A 21,033-nucleotide genomic window follows, 5' to 3' on the forward strand; every position below is an offset into this window, starting at 1 on the left:
CTTGACCCTGGCGATGGTAAAACCGCCAGGGCCGCCGTTATAATGTCGCCATGTTGACCAGCAAAGCCAGGGCAAGGTTTGTTTTGTGGATCGCGTGTTGCGCCGTCCTGCTGGCCGCGCTCGCGCCGACCATGTCGCGCGCACTGACGGTCGCGCAAGGGCGCGCCGTGCCCAGCCTGGAAATCTGCTCGGTGGCAGGTGGCATGAACATGGTGCCGCTCAAGCTATCCATCGAGCTGTCCATCGATGATTCCAAACCCGCCAGCAACGCCATGCAGATGGGCGACTGCCCGTGCTGCGGCATGCATGCGGCGGTGCTGGCGCTGCCGCCGGTGGCACTGGCGCCCGCCACCGGCGCCGTGATCGCGGGCTTGCTGCCGGTGCTGTTCTACCAATCGGCCATGCCGCTGTTTGCCTGGACCACGCTCCTGCCGCGCGGCCCGCCCGCCGCTTTCTGATTCTTCGCTCCCTTTGAACCGTTACCTGCCGCGCCCAAGGCGCGCTGGCGGCCGTTCGTCTTGACCATCGAACCGAAAGCAGCATCATGAACCACACTCCGTTATTGATTTCCCTTGCGCTGGCGCTGCCGGCATTTGCCCACGCAGCCGAGGGCGACATCGTCCTGCCCGAACAGAAAGTCGTCGTTACCGCGCTGGCCAACAGCTATCTGGCATCGAGCGATACGGCGCAGATGCTTGGCAATATCCCTGGTTACGGCGTGGCCGCCGGCGGCGGCGTATCGGGCCTGCCGGTGGTCAACGGCTTTGCCGATGACCGCCTGAAAATCCGCATCGACGGCATGGAAATCACCTTGGCCTGCGCCAACCACATGAACGCGCCGCTGTCGTACATCGCGCCGTCCCAGGTGCAGCGTATCAGGCTGATTGCCGGTGTCACGCCTGTCAGCGCGGGCGGCGACAGCATAGGCGGTACCATCGAGGTGCACTCGAACGCACCGGTGTTTGCCGCGCCGGGCGCGGGGCTGCTGACGCAAGGCAGCTTTGGCCTGCTTGGTCGCAGCGTCAACAACAGCGTGGCCACCAATGTGAACGCCAGCGCGGCCAGCGAGACGCTATCGGTCGGCTACAGCGGCGCCTATGCGCGCAGCCACAGTTACGAAGACGGCCACGGCGACAAGGTGCTGGGCAGCATGGTCGAGAGCATCAACCAGTCCATCGTTCTGGCGGCCAGGGCAGATGGCCAGCAGCTGACCCTGCGCGCCGGCGTCCAGCATATTCCTTACCAGGGTTTTCCGAACCAGTACATGGACATGACGGACAACCACGGCCAGTTCGCCAACCTCGCTTACCAGGGCCGCTTCGGCTGGGGCGTGCTCGATGCGCGCCTGTACTGGCAGCAGACCGACCATGAAATGGGCTTTTTCAGCAGCGAGCGCCCCGGCACCATGCCGATGGTCACGCACGGCAAGAACACCGGCTACGCGCTTGGCGCCAGCGTGCCGAGCGCCTTGGGCGAACTGCGCCTGGGCCATGAATTCCACGCTTTCCGTCTCGACGACTACTGGCCCGCTGTCCCCGGCTCGATGATGATGGGGCCGCGCACCTACCGCAATATCAACGACGGCAAACGCGACCGCGCCGTGCTGTTCGGCGAACTGGAAACGGCCATCGATGCGCGCTGGACCAGCGTGCTGGGGCTGCGCGGCGAATCGGTGCGCATGGATACGGGCGAGGTGCAGTCCTACGGCAGCGGCATGATGAATATGCGCGACAACATGGCAGCCATGGCCTTCAACGCCCGCTCACGCCGCCAGCGCGACACCAATATCGACGCCAGCGCACTTGCCCGTTTTACTCCTGACGCCGCCAGCAGCTATGAATTCGCGCTGGCGCGCAAGGTGCGCTCGCCCAATCTGTACGAACGCTATTCCTGGGGCCGCGGCACGATGGCCATGACCATGACCAACTGGTTCGGCGACGGCAACGGCTATGTCGGCAATATCGACCTGAAACCGGAAACGGCGTACACGGCGGCCATGACTGCCGACTGGCATGGCGCTGGTGACGACGGCTGGTACGTGCGCGTGAACCCGTACTACAGCCGCGTCAACGACTATATCGACGCCGATGTGCTGTCGTCGTTCAACCCCTATATGAAGATGGGGGCGCGCGGTAATTTGCTGCGCTTTGCCAATCACGACGCCAGCTTGTATGGCCTGAACCTGTCCTGGCAGGCGCCGCTGGCCGCCAGTGCGCGCTGGGGCAAGCTGACGGCCACCGGCAATGCGGCGTACACGCGCGGCAAGCGCAGTGACAGTGACGGCGGCGACCTGTATCGCATGATGCCGTTCAATGCCTTGCTCGGTATCGAGCAGGTGGTCGGCGCCTGGAGCAACCGCGTCGAGGCCAGGCTTGTGGCCCGCAAGGACAAGACCGATGCGCGCCGGCTGGAGTTGGAAACCGGTGGCTACGCCATCGTCAACCTGCGCAGCCAGGTGGCGTTGAACCGGCTGGCCAGCCTGCAGTTTGGTGTGTCGAACGCCTTCAACCGCGCGTATGCCGATCCGCTCGGTGGCGTGTATCTGTCCGGCTTGCAGGCAAATGGAGGAGCTCTGCAGTCCTTGCCGGCCGAAGGGCGTTCGATTGATATGGGCTTGCAGCTGAAGTTCTGACCCATTGCACTGGCCTGCAGGCAATGAAATACAGGATGCTGCGACGCAAAGACGAGGCTTGTTTCACCGGGTGCATTGCTTGCCCTGGCATGATCGCCTATGCTGAGTAGCATCCACGCTGCTGGTTCAGGGCGCAAATATTGCGACAGATATCGCCATGAGCTTCGCTCTTTCTCAGTATCAGCAAAACCTTGTAAACGGACTGACCCGTGTCGCGCGTCTGCGTTTGTTGTGGCCAGTATTGCTGGCAATGTTCCTGTTCTATGCGAATCTTCCATTGTTGAATGAACAGAGCGCCATCGAGAAGGCGCAGTCGTCGACAGCATATGAGGTGGCAGTCGAAGCGATGAAAAAAAGGTTGAAAGACGCGGGGCCGCCTGCAAAGGAACAGCGTATCTTACTATATGATATTACGCCCTTCGTGCAAGTTGCCATATCTTATGCAGCACGGTGGGATACGGATGTGTCGCCGCCAGTACTTCTGAATGGGATAGATGCGCCGCCAAGCGTTTCCCTGCGCACCGATCAGGTCGCGCTTGGTTGCGCCATGATCATCATGCTGGGGTTGGCATTTTCCACCTTGCATCCACGCAGCGAAGTGGCCGCCACGGTGTTGCAGGAACAGCGATCCGCCACGCTGTCGCAGGAACACACGACGGCTCGACAGGTCTTTGCGCAGGAAGTGAAGCTGGCGGAGTACCGGGCTGAAACGCTGTTCAAACGCTCGACTTTTTTATTGACTGGCGGCGTATTGATGGCATTTGTCGGGGTGGCGATCTTCTATGCTACGCTACCGGAGCCACCCCAGGGACAGGGCCAGATCCATACCACTTACTGGGTCAGCGGGATCCGCGCGGCGGGCATGCTGGTTTTTCTGGAAGCGATAGCGTGGTTCCTGCTCAGGCAGTACCGCAATCTGATCGAGGACTTCAAGGTATTCCACCGCATCTATATGAAGCGGGCCAACTACCTCGCCGCGATTACTGTGCTGGACAAGGAAACCGTGCGAGCGGAAGACCTTCTGCTGGTCACCGCGCTGTTGGGCGAGGATTTTTCCGGCAAGTTGTATTCGGGGGAAACCACCGAAGCGATCGAGAGCATGAAGAGCGAGGGTGCCAACCCGGTATTCAATCTTGTCCATGATGCGCTTGCGAAAGCATTTGCGCGTACCTCGACAGAAAAAGGGGATAAGGACGGCGCGGATCAATAAGAGAACGGCCCATGTGTGACGGCGTGTCAGGCATCGCATGCACAAGCATCTTTTGCCAGCCGCCGCCGGATGCGGTTTAATCATGGACTGCCAACACAAGGAGGTCTCCATGCTGCCTGTTCCATCCATCGCCGACTTGCGCGCCCGCTATCCACTGATCGACAGGCTGGCCGCGCTGCAGCCGCTGAGCTGGTTCAACCCCGCCATCGCCCCAGCGGCGGTAGCGCTGGCCGATGTCGGATTGGATGCCGCCGACGTGGCCGCCGCCAGTGCGTGCCTGGCCCGCTTTGCGCCGTTCCTGGCGCGTGCGTTTCCCGAGACGCAAGCTGCCGGTGGCGTCATCGAGTCGCCGTTGGTGCCGATATCTGCCATGCAGGCGGCGCTGGCGGCGCGCCTGGGACGCGTCATTCCCGGCAAGCTGTGGCTCAAGCAGGACAGCCATCTGCCGATTTCCGGCTCGATCAAGGCGCGCGGCGGCATTTACGAGGTGCTCAAGCACGCGGAAACGCTGGCGCTGGACGCCGGCCTGGTCAACCAGCATGACGACTACAGCCTGCTGGCCAGCGACGCCGTGCGCGCGTTTTTTGGCCAGTATGCGATTGCGGTGGGCTCGACGGGTAATCTGGGCCTGTCGATCGGCATCATCGGCGCGCGCCTCGGTTTCCGCACCACCGTCCATATGTCGATGGACGCGCGCCAGTGGAAAAAAGACAAGCTGCGCGAACACGGCGTGACCGTGATCGAATATGCGTCCGACTACAGCGTGGCGGTAGAGCAGGGCCGCCGGCAAGCCGACGCTGACCCCAGCTGCCACTTTGTCGACGATGAAAACTCGCGCGACCTGTTCCTCGGCTATGCGGTGGCGGGCGAGCGCTTGAAGCAGCAGTTCGATGCGCAAGGCGTGGTGGTCGATGCTGGCCATCCGCTGTTCGTCTACCTGCCTTGCGGCGTGGGCGGCGGCCCCGGTGGGGTGGCCTTTGGCTTGAAGCTGGCCTTTGGCGACCATGTGCACTGCGTGTTCGCCGAACCGACGCATGCACCGTGCATGCTGCTGGGCGTGCATACGGGCTTGCATGAGCTGATCAGCGTGCACGATATCGGCCTCGACAATGTGACGGCCGCCGACGGCCTGGCGGTGGGCCGGCCTTCCGGCTTTGTCGGGCGCGCCATGCAGCGGCTGATCGACGGCTATGTCACCGTCAGCGACGAAGAACTGTACCGCTTGCTGGCGCTGCTGGAGCAAACGCAAGGCTGGCGGCTGGAGCCGTCGGCCGTGGCGGGGTTGGCGGGGATTTTGCCGGTGCTGGAGCACACCGGCTACGCGTCGACGCTGGCCAACGCCACGCATCTGGTGTGGGGCACCGGTGGCAGTATGGTGCCGCAGGATGAGATGGATGGCTATGTGGTCAGGGGGCGCAGTTTGCTGGACCAGGAAGTTTGATACACTGCGCCCCTTGTTAAAAACGCGCGCCAAGGCCCCCATGCACTCATTGCCTACACTTGATTACGTCCCGCAGGAACTGCGTGCGCATGCGCTGTCCTGCCTGCTCGAACCCGACCCCTCGGTCAAGGTGGCAATGGTCGCCGCCATGGCCCAGGCAGGCCCTGCGCCCGATCCCGCCGCAGTCCTGCAGGCACAGGGCGCCATTCCAGGGCGCCCTGTGCGCCCGGAGCTGGTGCCGCCGCGCCTGGTTGGCCGCCGCTCGATGATCACGCAGGAAGGGCGCGCCATGCTGGTCCATGCGCTCGCGCATATCGAATTCAATGCCATGAACCTGGCGCTCGACGCCTTGTGGCGCTTTCCCGATATGCCGTTTGAATACTACATGGACTGGCTGCGCGTGGCGGCAGAAGAAGCCACGCATTACACGCTGCTGGCGGCGCACCTTGCCGTGCTGGGCCACGCCTACGGCGATTTTCCGGCCCACGACAGCCTGTGGGAAATGGTCGACAAGACGCGCGGCGACGTGCTGGCGCGCATGGCGCTGGTGCCGCGCACGCTGGAAGCGCGCGGACTGGACGCCATCCCGCCGCTGCGCGCCAAGCTGGCGCAGACCGGCGACATGGCCGCTGCCGCCATCCTCGACATTATCCTGCGCGACGAAGTGGGGCATGTGGAGATCGGCAACCGCTGGTACGGCTACCTGTGCGAGCAGCGTGGCCTGGAGCTGCGCGCGACCTACGCCGCACTGGCGACGCGCTACGAGGCGCCGACCTTGCGCGGGCCGTTCAACCTGGAAGCGCGGCGGCGTGCCGGGTTCAGCGAGCTGGAATTGAGCGACCTGCCGGCCTGAAGTTGCCGCCCATGCGGCCTGCAAGCCGGACTGCAAGCCGGACTGCAACCCTTATTAGTGCCTACGGTCGAGCTTGTCAGCATAGTCCTACCTCAGCTGCGGCAGCTGTCCGATTGTATGCATTGTGGAAACACGCGATGATGATTCCACTCTGCAACCAATCAACGGAATCCGCCATGAACAAGCCAGCGATGCACAACACCTCGGGGATGAACAAGCCTTTCGTGCTGATCTGCCTGTTCACCTTGTCGACGCTGGCTGCCACGATCTGGAATGGCGATGTCAACGCGGAGACCACGGTCCCGGTGGCCAAGATTGCCGCGCCGACCCGGATGGCCAACGACCAGGGCCACGCGCTGCCGGTGTGCGGCGTGCGCGCACCGGGCCTGTCGGCGCAATGCCAGCCTGGCGGCGACGCCTGACGCCAAGGTTTGACTGCGGGTATTGCCGCTTTCATGCACGCTACTCCCGATATCGCAGCAGGCGATTCATGATATGGTGCGCGTTCAGGAAGCCGCGCTTGGCGTAGAGGAGCAGCAGATGTTTGGCAAAGCAAAAAATCTCAGGCAAGACTGGGCAAGGCAGGCAAAAGCATACGAGAAGACCTATACGGACGACAGTTTCCGGGACAAGGTGATCAGGTTCGCCAAAACTGCCGGGCGGGAAGTCATCGAAAAGGCGCTGTGGCTGTATTACGCCGCGCAGCAACCGAATACGCCCGTATGGGCCAGGACGGCCATTTACGGCGCGCTCGGCTACTTCATTTCACCGATCGATGCGATTCCCGATATCACGCCGGTGATCGGCTATGTCGATGACCTGGCCGTGCTGGCCGCCGCCGTGGCGACGGTGGCGACCTATATCACGGCCGACGTCAAGCTGCGCGCCGCCGAAAAACTGCAGGGCTGGTTTGGCGCCTGAGCTCAGGGGGGCGGCTGTCCCTTGACGGCGTTGCGGTATTTTTGCCTGGCGATCGCCTTTTTTAGCTCCTCGCTGGCGATATTCCAGGCCTTGATGCGTGCTTTTTCGCTTTTGCTGCGTTGCTGGGCGATATCTTTGTTGCCGATACGGTTGGTCATGCCGGTCTCCTCGATGGTTTTGTATGACCGTTCCAGCATACGTCCCTGGCAGTTCGCCACCGTGCGGGCGCCCACATTGTGGCGCCACGCAAGCCTACTTTTTGACTGTCTCGTTGGCGCGCGCCAGCAGGCGCTGCACGACTTCCTTCTGGAAGCTGCGGAACTCGCGGTCGGCGCTGATGTTGGAAAACGCCAGCACCGCCGTCTTGCTGGCCGTATCGACGCAGACGATGGATGCGGCACCCGGGTCGCCGCCGGTTTGGGTGGCCAGTTGCATGCCGTCGAGGTCGCGCAGCACCCACGCCAGCGCCTGGCGCGCCTGCGGATCGGCGGCGGCCATGCTGACCGGCTGCGGTTCCAGGAAGGCCTTGACGGTTTCCTCTTTCAGGTAGCGGTGGCCCTTGACCATGCCGCCATTGCTGAATATGGCCAGGAAGCGGGCAAAATCATGGGCCGAGCTGCGCAAGAGGCCGGCCGGCCAGTCAGGATAGCCGACCGGCGGCAGCACTTGCAGTCCCGGGTCCTTGTCCTTGTAGGGCTGGGCCACCACCGTGCCGCGCGGCAGGCCGGCCAGTTTCCAGGCCGTGTCATCCATATCCAGCGGCGCGAACAGGTGCTCTTGCGAATACGCATCGAGTCCTTCGGGGTTCAGGCGTCCTACCAGGTAGCCAAGCAGCGCGATGCCGACATTGCTGTTGCGCCATTGCGTGCCGGGACGGCCGGCAAACGACAGGTCGGCGTCATACCAGCCGCCGCCGCGCGACAGATAGCCCTTCAAGAAGTCGCGCAAGGGCAGGCGCGGATCGCCTTCGACGGAAAACGCAGGGGTTTTTTCGTAGACAGCATCGGAAATGCCCGAGGTATGCGTCAGCAGATGGCGAAACGTGATCGGCACATCGGGATATTTAGGATGGATCAGCGGAAAGTCCAGATGGGGCGCCACCTTGTCGTCGAGCTGGAACAGGCCTTGCTCGTGCAGCATCATGATGGCGGTGGCCGTGACGACCTTGCTGACCGAGGCGATATGAAAAGCGGTGTTGGCGTCGGCTGCCTGCTCTTCCTCGATATTGGCCATGCCATAGCCCCGCGCAAAGATGGTCTTGTCGCCGCGCACGATGGCTACGCTCATGGCCGGCGTTTCGGTGCGTGCCAAACCGTCGCGCATGAAGGCGTCAAAGGCGGTTTCCCAGGCTGTGTCGGCCGGATTGGTGGCGCAACCGGTTTGCAGCAGGGCCAGTGCGATACCCAACCCCAGTACGCTTCGTCGTTTCATGTCTATTATCTTTCTGAGCTCAAATCACGCCCGGCGCAGGCGTTTTAACGTTTTAGTTATCTTATCTTAACAATATTTTCTCAAAAAGCAGTGCCGATTGACAAAACATTGCTGTGTAGCAATCAGGTCTGGCCTTTATTCGCGCCAATAGCGCTTCAGCAAGGGCGTGACGCTGATGCCGTGGGCCACAATCGACACCATCACCACCACCATGGTGATATGGCTCAGTTCGCGTGCCAGGCCGGGCGGCAGGCCGTGATTGATGGCGTAGCACAGGTAATACACGGAGCCGATGCCGCGCACGCCGAACCAGGCGACCATGCCGCGCAGGCGCAGGCCGGTGTTTGAACCCAGCATGCCCAGCAGAACGCTCACGGGGCGCGCTACCAGGAGCAGAAACAGCGCCATGCCCAGCGAGCGCATGGTCCAGGCCGACTCGCTGACGGCGCCGCCGAGCAGCAGCACCAGCGTCAGTTCGGACAAATGTTCCAGGTGTTCCTTGAATACCAGCGACTCGGCGCTGACGGTGAGCGGTGTTTGCGACGCCTGCGGCTTGACGGCCGACCCGGCATGCACTTCTTCGGCCTGCAGCAGGCCCTGCTGGTCTTGCGGCGCGCCGGCCAGGCGCAGTTCCGTCTGGCGCAGCGCCACGCCGGCAAAGAACACGGCCAGGAAGCCCCAGGCCTGCAGCCAGGTGCTCACGCCATAGACGACGGCGATCAGGCCCAGCCCGACCAGGTCGTCCAGCACTTCGTGCTTCGGGTCTTTGCCGCGCAACTGCCAGCCCAGCGTCGCCAGCAGCGCGCCGCCGGCCACGCCCAGCGCGATCGCCGCAGCGCTGGCCCACAATAAATCGCGCCACAGCCAGGTCCATCCCGTGTTGCCGACCTCTTGATAGCCGAGCAGGCCCAGTCCCAGCATCACAAAGGGAAAGGCGCTGCCGTCGTTCATGCCCGCTTCGCAGGTGAGCGTAAAGCGCAACTGGTCGCTGTCGCCGGGGCGGCGCACTTGCACATCGGTGGCCAGCACCGGGTCGGTCGGCGCGAGGATGGCGCCGATCAACATGCCGGCGCCCAGCGGCAAGTCGAGCACCAGGCAGGCAAAGGCGGCAACCATGCCGACCGAAATGGCCATCGACAGCCAGGCCAGGCGCAGCGAGGGCAGCCAGCGCGCCAGGCTGAACGGCACCGGCATCTTGACGCCGGCCGAAAACAGGGAAATGAGCACGGCGATTTCGGTCAGGGTTTCGAGCAGCGGCGCCTGTTCCACCACGTCCAGCGCGAACAGGTCCAGCAGCATGGGGCCGACGATCAGCCCCACGCCCAGGTAGGCAATCGACGAGGTGAAGGGCAGGCGGGCGATGCTGGTGGCGGCCAGGCCGCGCGCCAGCATCAGGCAGCCGATCAGGATGAACCAGGCGGTGGTGCTCATGTGGGCTTTCCTTCAGGCTGGGCGTGGTCGCAGTGCCGCTTGCGCCTGTGCAGCTTACACCCTGGCGCCCGGCGCGCCGTCGATTACCGTATCGAGCGCGTCGGGCCGGTTGATGACCTTCGCCGCAGTGGTGGCGTTGAGGTCCACCGGATCGATCGAGGAGCGCAGGCGCGGCAAGCCTTCCGGATAGTGCCTGGCCACATAGGCCAGGATCTCTTCGCGGATAATGCAGCGCAATTCGAACGCATCGCCCGAATTGTTGGCGCTGATCAGGAAACGCAGCTGCATGGCGCGGTCGGTGGCGTCCGTTACCTGCACCTTGCACACGCGCTGGTCCCACAGGGGCGATGCCTGGCAGATGCGGTCCAGTTCGGCGCGCAGCGGCTCGACCGGCACGCTGAAGTCCAGCCACAGGAACACGGTGCCGAGGATGGTCGACGAACTGTGGGTCCAGTTTTCGAACGGGTTTTCGATAAACCAGGTCAGCGGCACGATCATGCGGCGCTCGTCCCAGATGCGCACCACCACATAGGTGCCCTTGATTTCCTCGACCCGGCCCCATTCGCCATTGACGATCAGCACGTCGTCGATGCGGATCGGCTGCGAGAAGGCAATCTGCAGGCCGGCGATGAAGTTGCCCAGCACGGGCCGGGCGGCAATACCGGCCACCAGGCCGGCCACGCCGGCCGAAGCGAGCAAGCTGGCGCCGATCTGGCGCGCGCCGGGCAAGGTCAGCAGAATAAAGGACAGGCCGAGGATGACGACGATGGCGTGCGCGCTGCGCGTGAGCACGCGCGCCTGCGTGATCAGGCGGCGCGCGCGCAGGTTGTCGGCCACGTCGACCGGATTGATTTGCGCGATCGTCAGGCTCAGCGCATCGATGCATTTCATGGCCAGCCAGGTCAGCGCGACGATCAGCGCCACGCTGGCCAGGTGCGACAGCCCGAGCAGGCCCGGCGTATCGGCGGGCGCGCCGGCCAGCACGATGCGCAGGCCGAACACGATCAGGCACATCTGGCTGGCCCGGAACGCCACGCGGGTGGCGTTGGTGGTGAACGGGCGGCCATTGGCCAGGCGCTTGAGCACGCTGATGCCGGCGTGGTGCAGGGCCATGGCGATCACGGAGGCGATGATGGCGCTGAACAACACGGTGACTGCGGATGCGAGCCGTCCTCCCATCAAGGAATGGTAGGTGGTGAGATCCATGGGCTAAAACTCCTTGTAACTAAGAAAATAAATTGCAGCAAATGTTTATTTTATAGCCTTTGCCACGGCCGGGGCGTGCGTAGCCTAACGGACAAGCCGTTTCCCATGGGAGATACTGCCTCACCTCGCAATGCGCGCTGTTCATGGAATTGATGTTTCATTAAAGAAACCAACAGAACGGCGCCATTTGAAAAATATTGGCATACTTGCCATGCTTTTAGCTTCTGCAAAGGAAAATGATGATTTTAAGATCGCTCAGAATGTCCTTGCGTTTCATTCTGCCTCTCGCACTGGTGCTGGGACTGTTCGCGTATATCGTGGTCCCCTTGCTCGATAACATTACCTTGCGCTGGTATGTGCGCGACCTCGACAGCCGCGCCGAATTGCTCGCTGGAACCTTGCGCCCATCGCTGACGCAATATCTGCCCGCCCAGGACACCGCCCGCATCGATGAACTGTTCCAGGGCGCCACGCGCGACGAACGCCTCGTCGCGCTGGGCTTTTGCGACAATGCAGGCAAACTCGTCTACAAAACGGCCCAGTATCCGGCCTCGATCGGCTGCTGGACCACGCCGACCTCGGGCGGCCTGTACAAGTCCTTGGCGCAATTGCCGCAAGGCCAGGTGCACCTGAGCGAAACGCCCGTCATGAGCGACGCCCAGCAATTGGGCCGCCTGGTGCTGGTGCAGGACATGAGCTTTGTCGAGCGCCGCAACACCGATACCAAGCGCTTTATCTTCGCCTTCCTGGCCGTGCTGGCGGTGGTGATTTCCCTGATGACCGTGTTCGTGGCGCACCTGAGCTGGCGCGGCTGGCTGGCCGCCGTCAAGGACGTGCTGCGCGGCGAGTTGCTGCCCAAGAAGAACGTTGCCGCACCGACCGACGCCACGCCGGCCGCCCTGATCGCCCCCGCGCCAGCGGAAATGCAGCCACTGATCGGCGACCTGCGCGAATTGCTGCAGGAATACCACCTGGAACGCCAGGGTGAAAACAATGGCTGGACTTCGGAATGGACGCCGGAAAAACTGCGCGGCCTGCTCGAAGCGGACCTCGCTGGCGACCAGGTGCTGGTGGTGTCGAACCGCGAGCCGTATATCCACACCAAAACCGACGACGGCAGCATCAAGGTGCAGCGCCCGGCCAGTGGCCTGGTGACCGCCGTCGAAGCGGTGATGCGCGCCTGTTCGGGCACCTGGATCGCCCACGGCGCCGGCTCGGCCGACCGCGAGACGGTGGACAAGCTCGACCATGTAGCCGTACCGCCGGACAACCCCAGCTATACCTTGCGCCGCGTCTGGCTGACGGAAGAGGAAGAGCAGGGCTACTACTATGGCTTCGCCAACGAAGGCATGTGGCCGCTGTGCCATATTGCCCACGTGCGCCCCGTGTTCCGCTCGTCGGACTGGGATCAGTATGTGAAGGTGAATCGCCGCTTTGCCGAGGCCGTCATCGCCGAAGCGAAGACCGACAACCCGGTGGTGCTGGTGCAGGATTATCACTTTGCCCTGCTGCCGCGCATGGTGCGCGAAGCGTTGCCGAAAGCGACCATTATTACGTTCTGGCATATCCCCTGGCCGAACTCGGAGTCCTTCGGCATTTGCCCATGGCGCGAGGAAATTCTCGACGGCTTGCTGGGCAGCACCATCCTGGGCTTTCATACGCCGTTCCACCGCAAGAATTTCCTGGAAACCGTGGACCGCTACCTGGAAACGCGCATCGAGCCGGAAGCGTCGACCATTTCCTATGGCGGCGAGATGACGCAAGTCGAGGATTACCCGATTTCCATCGCCTGGCCCGAGGAAGACCCGAACCTGCCGGACGTGGCCTCTTGCCGCGCCGACATCCGCGCCGCCATCGGCGTGCCGGCCGACCATTTGCTGGGCATCGGCGTCGACCGCCTCGATTACACCAAGGGTATCGTCGAGCGCTTTCAGGCCGTCGAACGCATGCTCGAGCAGCAGCCGGGCATGGTGGGGCACTTCACGTTTATCCAGATCGCCGCACCGAGCCGCGCCTCGCTTGACGAGTACCAGAGTTTCGACACCCGCGTGCGCAAGATGGTCGAGCGCATCAACCGCCGCTTCGGCAGCGGCGATTACGTACCGATCCTGCTCAAGGCAGAGCATCACGGACAGGACGCGCTGCAGCGTTTCTTCCGCGCCGCCGAAGTGTGCATGGTGACCAGTCTGCACGACGGCATGAACCTGGTGGCCAAGGAATTCATTGCCTCGCGCGATGACGAAATGGGCGTGCTGGTGCTGTCGCAGTTCACGGGCGCCGCGCGTGAATTGCACGAAGCGCTGATCATCAACCCTTACCATATCGAGCAGGGCGCCGAAGCCCTGTACCGTGGCCTGGTGATGCCGCCGGTGGAACAGCGCGAACGCATGAAGAGCATGCGCGCGCGCGTGAAGCACTTCAATGTGTACCGCTGGGCCGGCCGCATGCTGCTGGACGCTTCGCGCCTGCGCCAGCGCGACAAGGTGATGACCAAGATCGACGCTCACCGCCGCCTGAGCCGGCGCAAGGGGGTTTGATGGCGGTCACGACAGACACCCTGAGCGACGACAGCGCGCTGCTGGCGGGCTTGCTCGATACCGCCGGCTGCGCGATTTTCCTGGACTTTGACGGCACCCTGGTCGACCTGGCGCCCACGCCCGACGGCGTGCGCCTGGAAGCGGGCGTGGCCGAGGCGCTGGCGCTGCTGTCCCGGCGCCACAATGGCGCGCTGGCGATTATTTCCGGCCGGCCCGTGGCGCAGATCGACGCCATGCTCTCGCCGCTGGTGTTGCCGGTAGCCGGCGTGCATGGCGTGGAGCGGCGCGGCGTCGATGGCCAGTTGCGCCTGGCGGCCACGCCGGACGTCTCGCCCGTGCTGGCGCGCGCCCAGGCGCTGGCCGCGCTGTACCCCGGTTTGCTGGTGGAACAGAAGCGCGGCGCCGTGGCCCTGCATTACCGGCTGGCGCCGCAATGGCAGGAGTTGTGCGTGCGGGAAATGACGGACGCGGTGCAAGCGTGCCCCGGTATTTTGCTGTTGCATGGCAAAATGGTGCTTGAAGCCAAGCCGGCTGCCACCGACAAGGGCGGCGCGATTGCCGCCTTCATGCAGGAAGCACCGTTTGCAGGCAGGCGTGCCGTGTTCGCCGGCGATGACACCACCGACGAAGCCGGCTTTGCCTTCGTGGAACAGGCAGGCGGGCAGGGCGTCAAGGTGGGTGGCGGCGCCAGCGCCGCCTCGCTGCGCCTGTCCAGTCCGGCCGCCCTGCGCGTGGTGCTGTTGCACGCCGCCGTGCTGGCCGCATCCCCCAATCTCAAGGAGTAGCCGATGACGACAGCCTATGAAACACCGAGCGGCGCCGCTGCGCCCGCGCCCAGCATGCCGCCGGCCCAGGCCAGCCTCAATTGTGGCGTGGTGGGCAATTGCGCCTTCAGCGCCCTGATCGACCAGGCCGGCCAGGTCGTTTGGTCTTGCCTGCCCCGTTTCGACGGCGATCCGGTCTTCAACACCTTGCTCGACGACACAGAAAACGGCAGCGTGTGGGGCATCGATATTGAAAACCATGCGCGCACCGAGCAGTTCTATGAACCGAACACGGCAGTGCTGCGCACGCGTTTGTACGATACCGACGGGCGCGGCGTGGAAATCACCGATTTCGCTCCGCGTTTCCTCAGTCGCGACCGCATGTTCCGCCCGCTGATGCTGATCCGCCGCGTGCGCCCGCTCGACCGCGCCGTGCGCATCCGCGTGCGCCTGCGTCCCCGTTTCGACTGGGGCAAACTGGCGCCGCAGATCACCCAGGGCAGCCACCATATCCGCTATGTGGGCCCGGAGCAGACCTTGCGCCTGAACACCGATGTGTCATTGAACTATGTGCTGAGCGAATCGTATTTTGTGCTCGACAAGACCGCCAACTTCCTGCTGGGGCCGGACGAGACCCTGGCCGGCGGCATCGACGAGACGGCGCGCATCTTTGAAAAGGACACCATCAACTACTGGCGCACCTATACGCGCCGCCTGGCCGTGCCGCTGGAATGGCAGGACGTGGTGATCCGTGCCGCGATTACATTGAAACTCTCCTTGTACGAAGACACCGGCGCCATCATCGCCGCCATGACCACCAGCATTCCCGAAGCGCCCGGCAGCAGCCGCAACTGGGATTACCGCTACTGCTGGCTGCGCGACGCCTTCTTTGTCGTGCGCGCACTGAACAGCCTGTCGGAAGTGGGCACCATGGAGGAATACCTGCGCTGGCTGACCAATATTGTCGCCAGGTCCAAGGGTGGCCATATCCAGCCCTTGTACGGTATCGGCCTGGAAGAATCGTTGCCGGAATCCCTGGTCGAGCACCTGCCCGGCTATCGCGGCAATGGCCCCGTGCGCGTGGGCAACCAGGCGCAGGAACATTTCCAGCATGATGTCTACGGCAATATCGTGCTGGGCGCCGCGCAAGCTTTTCTGGACCACCGCCTGTTCCACCGCGCCGGCAAGGCCGAATTCACGGCGCTCGAAGCGGTCGGCGAGCAGGCCTTCAAGCTGCACGCGGAACCGGACGCCGGCATGTGGGAGCTGCGCACGCGCGCCCGCGTCCATACCTCGTCGATGCTGATGAGCTGGGCGGCCTGCGACAGGTTGGCTAAGGTCGCGCACAAGCTGGAGCTGCCCGAGCGGGCCGAACACTGGCAAAGCCGCGCCTTTCTCATCCGCGAGCGCCTGCTGAAGGAAGCCTGGAGCGAAGAGCGCCAGGCCTTCGCCGAAAGCCTGGGCGGGCGCGACCTCGATGCGTCGGTCTTGCTGATGGCCGAAGTCAATTTTATCGACCCGATGGACCCGCGCTTTATCGCCACCGTCGATGCGCTGGAAGCGTCCTTGTGCGACGGCCCCTACATGCGCCGCTACGAAGCGCCGGACGACTTCGGCAAGCCGGAAACGGCCTTCAATATCTGCACCTTCTGGCGCATCGACGCGCTGGCCCGCATCGGCAGGAAGGACGAGGCGCGCCAGATCTTCGAAACCATGCTGATGGCGCGCAACCACCTGGGCCTGCTGTCGGAAGATACGCATCCGGTAACGGGCGAAATGTGGGGCAACTTCCCGCAGACCTATTCGATGGTGGGGCTGATCAATTGCGCCGTGAGGTTATCGGCGCCTTGGGATAGTGCAATCTGACGGGCTGTGCGGTCGCTGCCGGCCGGCAGCTTGAACACGCTGACCAGTTTCATCAGTTGCACCGTCTGCTGCTCCAGCGATCCCGCCGCCGCTGCCGCTTCCTCGACCAGCGCGGCATTTTGCTGTGTCACGCCATCCATATCGGACATGGCTGCGTTGATCTGGCTGATGCCAGCGTCCTGCTCGCCCGCCGCGACGCTGATTTTGCCCATCAGTTCGGTCATGCGGGCGATGCTGGTGACGACTTCGGCGATCGTGGCGCCGGCCTGGCCGACGATCTTGCCGCCGGCTTCGACCTGCGCCACCGACGCGCCGATCAGCACTTTGATCTCTTTGGCTGCGCTTGTTGACAAAGAAGAAGATGCCAGCCTCGCCGCCCACCTTGAACGAGATCGTCCGCCTGATCGCCCAAGTCGGCGGCTTCCTCTGCCGGAAAAGCGATGGAGAACCCGGCGTCCAAACCATCTGGTGCGGATTGAGTCAAGTTCACGCCGCAGCCGAAACATTACGCGCACTGCGCGATGGGCTTGGCTGACTTATGTATAACGCGATATGAGTTAAACCTACAAGAAGGTGAGCCGCTGGCACTTACATCGCGGGGTAAAGTCAACGTTTAGTGGTGTTTTTAGTACACGCCGAGCGTCAACACTATCCGTGCCGCTTGGGCCGCTCACGGGTAAAAAGGATTGCTGGAATATTTTTTGGAATAATTTGTGCTCATTTTTGGTGTTGGGTGATAATATGACGTCATTGATCACTTGCGAAGGTACGAATCATGCCCATTCTGGACCAAACTGCAGCCGACCGTGCGATAGAGCCATTCAAGCAAGACTTTATCCACATTTTTCAGACGGCTTGGAAGGATTGGAGAGAATCTGCGATCGCGCCTCAGATGCAGGACAAAAGAGTCCGGGCGAATAATGTCTGGAACCAGTTGTTGTCACATGCGAAGCGTCGCTTTGATGGAATGGAAGGCATTCGAGTCGAGACTAAGAAACCTTGGACTGGTGTACTAATAGATGGAAGCATTTTCGTACGTATGAAGCTGGCGAATCAAAAGCTGTTATCACGGAACTATCCAACTAAAAGTGCTCTTGCTTTTGTCGATCAGAATCAAGAGCTATTCGGTGAGGGTATTTCGCGTGCTGAACTGGTCTACTTGCTCGATGAATCTGAAACGGAAATCGAGCGAATTGTACTTTTGCAGCGTCACAAAAATAGTGTCGTGTGGATGATCGATATTCTTGGCGAGGCACCGATGAGTCAAAATGTTTTCCCGTTTGCAGAACCACCCATGCCGCATACTGGCGGCGATATAGCAAAACGCATTATTAAACCTAAACACAAGATTGAAGATGAAAAGCACGAAGTTTCAAATGGTGCGCAATAGCAATTTTTTCAGAAATGAATTGATTGGTTTACGACGTAGGATGTTGTCGTTGAGCCAGGCTGAGCTTTCAGCGCGTTCAGGTATTACTCAAGGAACGCTTTCGAAGGTAGAGCAAGGAATTAAGGAGGTAAATGACGACCTAGTTACGCGCCTTGCCGTGGCTTTGGAGTGTCCCGAAACGTTTTTCTATCAAGCAGAACGTGAGTATGGACCACCAATGAGCGCACACGCCATGTTCAGAAAGAAGGCGACGATTGGTCAGAAAGTACTAGATAGGGTTATCGCTGAATTGAATGTAAGGATAGGTCATCTTCGTAAATTTTTGAGCGCGGTGGAGTTTAGTCCAGAATTGCCTTTTCCGACCTATGATGTTGAAGACTTTCATGGCGATATTGGGGCTATTGCCGACAGCGTCAGGCGCGCTTGGCTAGTTCCTCGCGGTCCCTTGCGTTCGCTTACTGAGTATGCTGAGCGTGCCGGTGTTCTAGTTATTCACTGTGACATGGAGGCGGCGAAGATTGACGGTGTAAGCTATCGAATTCCTGGATTGCCGCCAATTGTTTTCCTCAACCGAAATCAGCCAGCTGACCGGTTACGCTTTAGTCTTGCTCACGAAATAGGTCACTTAGTAATGCATTCCTATCCAAATCCTAACATGGAGCAGGAAGCAAATCAGTTTGCATCGTCGCTGTTGATGCCGGCCTCTGACATCGGACCGGAGTTGCAAGGGCTGACCATCGAGAAGGCTGCATACATGAAACCATTGTGGAAGGTGTCAATGGCCGCTATGATTTATCGTGCTGCCGAGCTCAATAAGATTGACCGTTACAAAGCCGAGTATCTATGGCGCCAGATGGCCACTCGCGGCTTTCGTATGCGTGAGCCACAAGCCGTAGATTTCCCGCCAGAGCAGACAAGTTTGATAGAAGCTCTTGTTGATAATTTAATGAAAGAGTTAGGGTACACACCACGGGAATTGTCAGAATTGCTTCATTTGCATTACGATGAACTGGCTCTTATGTACCGGATACAGGTCGCCCCAGTCGGCTTACGCGTCGTTAAATAATCGAGAGTAATCGAGATTTTTGACTGCCTAAGGTATGACTGACACAACACTATTGGTAAGGTTTTATTAAGTTTGGAAGAATTATAAATCGAAAATTGCCTGTGGAGCTTAATAAGAAACGAATGCTCAATAAAAACGAAATTCTTAAGAGTATTGAGCGTCATCGCGCTCAACCTGCAATATCGTTGCAGCAATATTATTATTCACTTCAAAAAGAATTAGTTGCTGGAATTATAGGTAAGCGGCGATTATATTTGGATACAAAATACTGGGTAATTTTACGCGACGCGGCGATGGGTCGGCCAAAAAGTCCGATCCACACGGAAATTCTAGATGTGTTACGCGACTTGGTGCGTACGGGTGCCGCCATATGCCCCTTGAGCGATACCGCTTATATCGAAACAATGCAACAAAATGACCCAACAACACGACGAGCAACTGCTGCTTTAATGGATGAACTGAGTAGTGGCGTTGCCATCGCAACTGAACAAACTCGAGCGCGCGGAGAGCTACTTAATTTTGTTGCTAGCCCTGAGTTAGATGTAAGCCATTTCAGCGAAAAAATTTGGGTGAAAACTAGTTTCGTGTTGGGCGAAAATTTCCCAGAAATTAAAGGCTTGGATATGAAGGCTAGCTTGTTAGCTCAGAAGTCTTTCGTTGATCTCATGTGGCATCAGACTGTGGTTGACTTCGCGGAACAGGAGGTTGACCGGAATTCATTGCCATTTCAATCCACTGCTGCCAAAATCAATGAAAATATGGTTGCATTTGCTCATGAAATTAGAAGTTTCAAACAGGCAGCGGAAGCCGAGTTTGGAGGCTGTGTGAAAATTTTTGATCGGACCATGACAAAAACCGCGTTGACTGAAAAAGGATTTGCGAGCGCTAAGGAGGAAGAAATTGACAAGTTTCAGGAGTGCATACAGCGAGGTTTGTACAACGTCATGCGACTTCGTCCTAATGTCATGCTGAAGCGAGTACCTACCTTATTTATTTATGCAATGTGTCACGCTGCCACTCGATGGGATAAGGCGAGAAAAGTGAATAGTCATTGGTTATTAGATATTCACCATGCTTGTGCCGGTCTTGCGTATCATGACGTGATGTTCACGGAGCATCCACTGCGTGTACTTCTTCAAAGTGGAAATATGCAAATGGACAAAAAATTTTCCACTCCAGTTCTTTCAGAAGAAAAAGATATTCTTCACTATTTACGATCGATTAGATAATGTTGGTCGAAATTTTTTTAAAATTTGTTTTATGAATGAGAAAAATTGACTTGAGAGAGCTAATGATGTCAGGCAAATTTTTGATATCCGCTTTATAGTAACGTAATTAAGTATAGTTGCAATCTTCGCCACGGCCATACAACCTGCACTCGGCTGCCAGCGCCAGCAAATTCGCGTCGCGCTCGCGGCTGCTCAGCATCAGCAATGTGATTTGCTGGTGCGAGCCGTAGCGTTCGTCCAGCGAAATCAATTCGATGCGCGAGCTGAAGGCGCGCACCCTTCCCGGCAGCAGGCTGTAGCCGATGCCGCCGCTGACCAAATTAATCAGTGAAAAGATGTCGCCGACCCGCATCGCCGTGTCCGGCACGAAGCCGGCCAGCTCGAACGCATGGTTGAAGCTTTGCGAGGTGACAAAACCCTCGCTGAGGGTGACGAATTTTTCGTCGCGCAGCGCCTGCAGGTCGACTGACGTTTGTCCCGCATAGGGTGAATTCAATGGCGCGGCAAGATACACATCATCCTGGAACAGCGGCACCGATACCAGCCCCGCAGGGTGTTCCTGTTCCTGCACGCCGATAATGATGGCATCTAACCTTCCGTCGGCCAGGCTTTGCAGCAGTTCGCGGTTCGAGCCCAGCGTCAGGTCGATATCGAGGCCTGGCCGGCGCAGCTTTAACGCAATCACCAGTTGCGGGATGCAGTGCAGGGTCAATGAATACAGCGAGCCGATCTTTAGCCGCACCGGATTGATGCCCGACATTTCGCGCACCTTGCGCACGCCTTCCTCGCATTCGGCCAAGGCGCGGCGCGCCGATTCGGCAAAGGCATAGGCCGCATGCAGCGGGATCAGGTTGCGTCCCTCGCGCTTGAACAGCGGGCAGCGCAAACCGTCTTCCAGTGTATGCAGGGCGCGGTGCACGCTGACGGTGCTCTGACCCAGGGCATCGGCTACCCGTGCCAGATTATTAAGCTCCATAAAGCTCAGGAACACTTCCAGTTTTTTCAGCGTGATTTCTTCATTGATGGCCATGGAGTACCGTGAATATCGTTAGTTCA

At 60.3% G+C, this 21,033-nt stretch carries 19 protein-coding genes and 1 pseudogene; 14 read left to right on the plus strand and 6 right to left on the minus strand.

Annotated elements, in window-relative coordinates:
* Positions 1 to 50: 50 nt before the first annotated feature.
* The 7 genes from CD932_RS15565 (at position 51) to CD932_RS15595 (ending at position 7,057) form a co-directional block, all read left to right on the plus strand.
* Positions 51 to 458 (plus strand): DUF2946 domain-containing protein, encoded by a 408-nt coding sequence (locus CD932_RS15565; protein ID WP_094443734.1) that lies wholly within the window; start codon positions 51 to 53, stop codon positions 456 to 458.
* 86 nt (positions 459 to 544) lie between these two features.
* Positions 545 to 2,632, plus strand: coding sequence for a TonB-dependent receptor (locus tag CD932_RS15570; RefSeq protein ID WP_094443735.1), 2,088 nt, complete (start codon positions 545 to 547; stop codon positions 2,630 to 2,632).
* Positions 2,633 to 2,789: 157 nt separating this feature from the next.
* Positions 2,790 to 3,842 carry a hypothetical protein gene (locus tag CD932_RS15575; RefSeq protein WP_094443736.1) on the plus strand — a complete coding sequence of 351 codons (1,053 nt, stop codon included), beginning with the start codon at positions 2,790 to 2,792 and terminating at the stop codon, positions 3,840 to 3,842.
* A gap of 109 nt (positions 3,843 to 3,951) precedes the next feature.
* A complete protein-coding gene (gene dsdA / locus CD932_RS15580) occupies positions 3,952 to 5,283 on the plus strand; it encodes a D-serine ammonia-lyase (RefSeq protein ID WP_094443737.1) in 1,332 nt (443 codons plus the stop codon).
* 40 nt (positions 5,284 to 5,323) lie between these two features.
* On the plus strand, positions 5,324 to 6,136 hold the full coding sequence (locus CD932_RS15585; protein WP_094444419.1) for a ferritin-like domain-containing protein: 813 nt from the start codon (positions 5,324 to 5,326) through the stop codon (positions 6,134 to 6,136).
* 176 nt (positions 6,137 to 6,312) lie between these two features.
* On the plus strand, positions 6,313 to 6,558 hold the full coding sequence (locus tag CD932_RS15590; protein WP_141213266.1) for a hypothetical protein: 246 nt from the start codon (positions 6,313 to 6,315) through the stop codon (positions 6,556 to 6,558).
* Between the two features lie 118 nt (positions 6,559 to 6,676).
* The gene (locus tag CD932_RS15595; protein WP_094444420.1) at positions 6,677 to 7,057 is read left to right on the plus strand and encodes a YkvA family protein; all 381 of its coding nucleotides are present in this window, start codon (positions 6,677 to 6,679) and stop codon (positions 7,055 to 7,057) included.
* Between the two features lie 2 nt (positions 7,058 to 7,059).
* Here CD932_RS15595 and CD932_RS28875 read toward each other — a convergent pair whose 3' ends face one another.
* From CD932_RS28875 to CD932_RS15615, 4 genes are all read right to left on the minus strand, one after another.
* Entirely contained in the window at positions 7,060 to 7,215 is a 156-nt protein-coding gene (locus tag CD932_RS28875; protein WP_176461002.1) for a hypothetical protein, read from the minus strand.
* Positions 7,216 to 7,309: 94 nt separating this feature from the next.
* Positions 7,310 to 8,488: a serine hydrolase gene (locus tag CD932_RS15605; protein ID WP_094443740.1), complete on the minus strand. Its 1,179-nt coding sequence runs from the start codon at positions 8,486 to 8,488 to the stop codon at positions 7,310 to 7,312.
* Positions 8,489 to 8,623: 135 nt separating this feature from the next.
* Positions 8,624 to 9,919 (minus strand): sodium:proton antiporter, encoded by a 1,296-nt coding sequence (locus CD932_RS15610; RefSeq protein WP_094443741.1) that lies wholly within the window; start codon positions 9,917 to 9,919, stop codon positions 8,624 to 8,626.
* Positions 9,920 to 9,973: 54 nt separating this feature from the next.
* A complete protein-coding gene (locus CD932_RS15615) occupies positions 9,974 to 11,125 on the minus strand; it encodes a mechanosensitive ion channel family protein (protein WP_094443742.1) in 1,152 nt (383 codons plus the stop codon).
* 260 nt (positions 11,126 to 11,385) lie between these two features.
* On the opposite strand from CD932_RS15615, the gene CD932_RS15620 reads away from it, so the two are divergent.
* The 3 genes from CD932_RS15620 to CD932_RS15630 are packed head-to-tail and all read left to right on the plus strand — an operon-like array spanning position 11,386 to position 16,292.
* Positions 11,386 to 13,662, plus strand: a complete 2,277-nt coding sequence (locus tag CD932_RS15620) for a trehalose-6-phosphate synthase (RefSeq protein WP_094443743.1) — start codon at positions 11,386 to 11,388, stop codon at positions 13,660 to 13,662.
* Complete coding sequence (gene otsB, locus CD932_RS15625) at positions 13,662 to 14,447, plus strand: trehalose-phosphatase (protein WP_094443744.1); 786 nt, start codon at positions 13,662 to 13,664, stop codon at positions 14,445 to 14,447. Before CD932_RS15620 ends, otsB begins: the two co-directional genes overlap by 1 nt.
* Before the next feature lie 3 nt (positions 14,448 to 14,450).
* A complete protein-coding gene (locus CD932_RS15630) occupies positions 14,451 to 16,292 on the plus strand; it encodes a glycoside hydrolase family 15 protein (RefSeq protein ID WP_254926621.1) in 1,842 nt (613 codons plus the stop codon).
* On the opposite strand, the gene CD932_RS15635 is transcribed toward CD932_RS15630, so the two are convergent.
* Positions 16,226 to 16,615 carry a methyl-accepting chemotaxis protein gene (locus CD932_RS15635; RefSeq protein ID WP_369679840.1) on the minus strand — a complete coding sequence of 130 codons (390 nt, stop codon included), beginning with the start codon at positions 16,613 to 16,615 and terminating at the stop codon, positions 16,226 to 16,228. The two genes, CD932_RS15630 and CD932_RS15635, sit on opposite strands and share 67 nt — an antisense overlap.
* 20 nt (positions 16,616 to 16,635) lie before the next feature.
* Between CD932_RS15635 and CD932_RS15640 the strand changes: the two are divergent.
* The 4 genes and pseudogenes from CD932_RS15640 to CD932_RS28285 all read left to right on the plus strand — a co-directional run.
* Positions 16,636 to 16,827 (plus strand): annotated as a pseudogene (locus CD932_RS15640) (IS4 family transposase); the annotation flags it as partial.
* Between the two features lie 240 nt (positions 16,828 to 17,067).
* Complete coding sequence (locus CD932_RS15645; protein WP_094443745.1) at positions 17,068 to 17,682, plus strand: hypothetical protein; 615 nt, start codon at positions 17,068 to 17,070, stop codon at positions 17,680 to 17,682.
* Positions 17,648 to 18,748, plus strand: a complete 1,101-nt coding sequence (locus CD932_RS15650) for an ImmA/IrrE family metallo-endopeptidase (protein ID WP_217907298.1) — start codon at positions 17,648 to 17,650, stop codon at positions 18,746 to 18,748. Before CD932_RS15645 ends, CD932_RS15650 begins: the two co-directional genes overlap by 35 nt.
* A gap of 122 nt (positions 18,749 to 18,870) precedes the next feature.
* The gene (locus CD932_RS28285) at positions 18,871 to 19,977 is read left to right on the plus strand and encodes a hypothetical protein (protein ID WP_141213267.1); all 1,107 of its coding nucleotides are present in this window, start codon (positions 18,871 to 18,873) and stop codon (positions 19,975 to 19,977) included.
* A gap of 106 nt (positions 19,978 to 20,083) precedes the next feature.
* Here CD932_RS28285 and CD932_RS15655 read toward each other — a convergent pair whose 3' ends face one another.
* On the minus strand, positions 20,084 to 21,007 hold the full coding sequence (locus tag CD932_RS15655; RefSeq protein WP_094443747.1) for a LysR family transcriptional regulator: 924 nt from the start codon (positions 21,005 to 21,007) through the stop codon (positions 20,084 to 20,086).
* Positions 21,008 to 21,033: the final 26 nt, after the last annotated feature.

This window comes from Janthinobacterium sp. PC23-8 (assembly GCF_002250505.1).
Lineage (GTDB): Bacteria > Pseudomonadota > Gammaproteobacteria > Burkholderiales > Burkholderiaceae_D > Janthinobacterium.

Bases quoted from the DNA above. Each gene is read 5' to 3' on its own strand.
- CD932_RS28875 (WP_176461002.1), bottom strand. From the start codon at position 7,215: ATGACCAACCGTATCGGCAACAAAGATATCGCCCAGCAACGCAGCAAA.
- CD932_RS15565 (WP_094443734.1), top strand. From the start codon at position 51: ATGTTGACCAGCAAAGCCAGGGCAAGGTTTGTTTTGTGGATCGCGTGT.
- CD932_RS15655 (WP_094443747.1), bottom strand. From the start codon at position 21,007: ATGGCCATCAATGAAGAAATCACGCTGAAAAAACTGGAAGTGTTCCTG.
- CD932_RS15620 (WP_094443743.1), top strand. From the start codon at position 11,386: ATGTCCTTGCGTTTCATTCTGCCTCTCGCACTGGTGCTGGGACTGTTC.
- otsB (WP_094443744.1), top strand. From the start codon at position 13,662: ATGGCGGTCACGACAGACACCCTGAGCGACGACAGCGCGCTGCTGGCG.
- CD932_RS28285 (WP_141213267.1), top strand. From the start codon at position 18,871: ATGCTCAATAAAAACGAAATTCTTAAGAGTATTGAGCGTCATCGCGCT.
- CD932_RS15615 (WP_094443742.1), bottom strand. From the start codon at position 11,125: ATGGATCTCACCACCTACCATTCCTTGATGGGAGGACGGCTCGCATCC.
- CD932_RS15605 (WP_094443740.1), bottom strand. From the start codon at position 8,488: ATGAAACGACGAAGCGTACTGGGGTTGGGTATCGCACTGGCCCTGCTG.
- CD932_RS15590 (WP_141213266.1), top strand. From the start codon at position 6,313: ATGAACAAGCCAGCGATGCACAACACCTCGGGGATGAACAAGCCTTTC.
- CD932_RS15650 (WP_217907298.1), top strand. From the start codon at position 17,648: ATGAAAAGCACGAAGTTTCAAATGGTGCGCAATAGCAATTTTTTCAGA.
- CD932_RS15630 (WP_254926621.1), top strand. From the start codon at position 14,451: ATGACGACAGCCTATGAAACACCGAGCGGCGCCGCTGCGCCCGCGCCC.
- CD932_RS15645 (WP_094443745.1), top strand. From the start codon at position 17,068: ATGCCCATTCTGGACCAAACTGCAGCCGACCGTGCGATAGAGCCATTC.
- dsdA (WP_094443737.1), top strand. From the start codon at position 3,952: ATGCTGCCTGTTCCATCCATCGCCGACTTGCGCGCCCGCTATCCACTG.
- CD932_RS15595 (WP_094444420.1), top strand. From the start codon at position 6,677: ATGTTTGGCAAAGCAAAAAATCTCAGGCAAGACTGGGCAAGGCAGGCA.
- CD932_RS15585 (WP_094444419.1), top strand. From the start codon at position 5,324: ATGCACTCATTGCCTACACTTGATTACGTCCCGCAGGAACTGCGTGCG.
- CD932_RS15610 (WP_094443741.1), bottom strand. From the start codon at position 9,919: ATGAGCACCACCGCCTGGTTCATCCTGATCGGCTGCCTGATGCTGGCG.
- CD932_RS15570 (WP_094443735.1), top strand. From the start codon at position 545: ATGAACCACACTCCGTTATTGATTTCCCTTGCGCTGGCGCTGCCGGCA.
- CD932_RS15575 (WP_094443736.1), top strand. From the start codon at position 2,790: ATGAGCTTCGCTCTTTCTCAGTATCAGCAAAACCTTGTAAACGGACTG.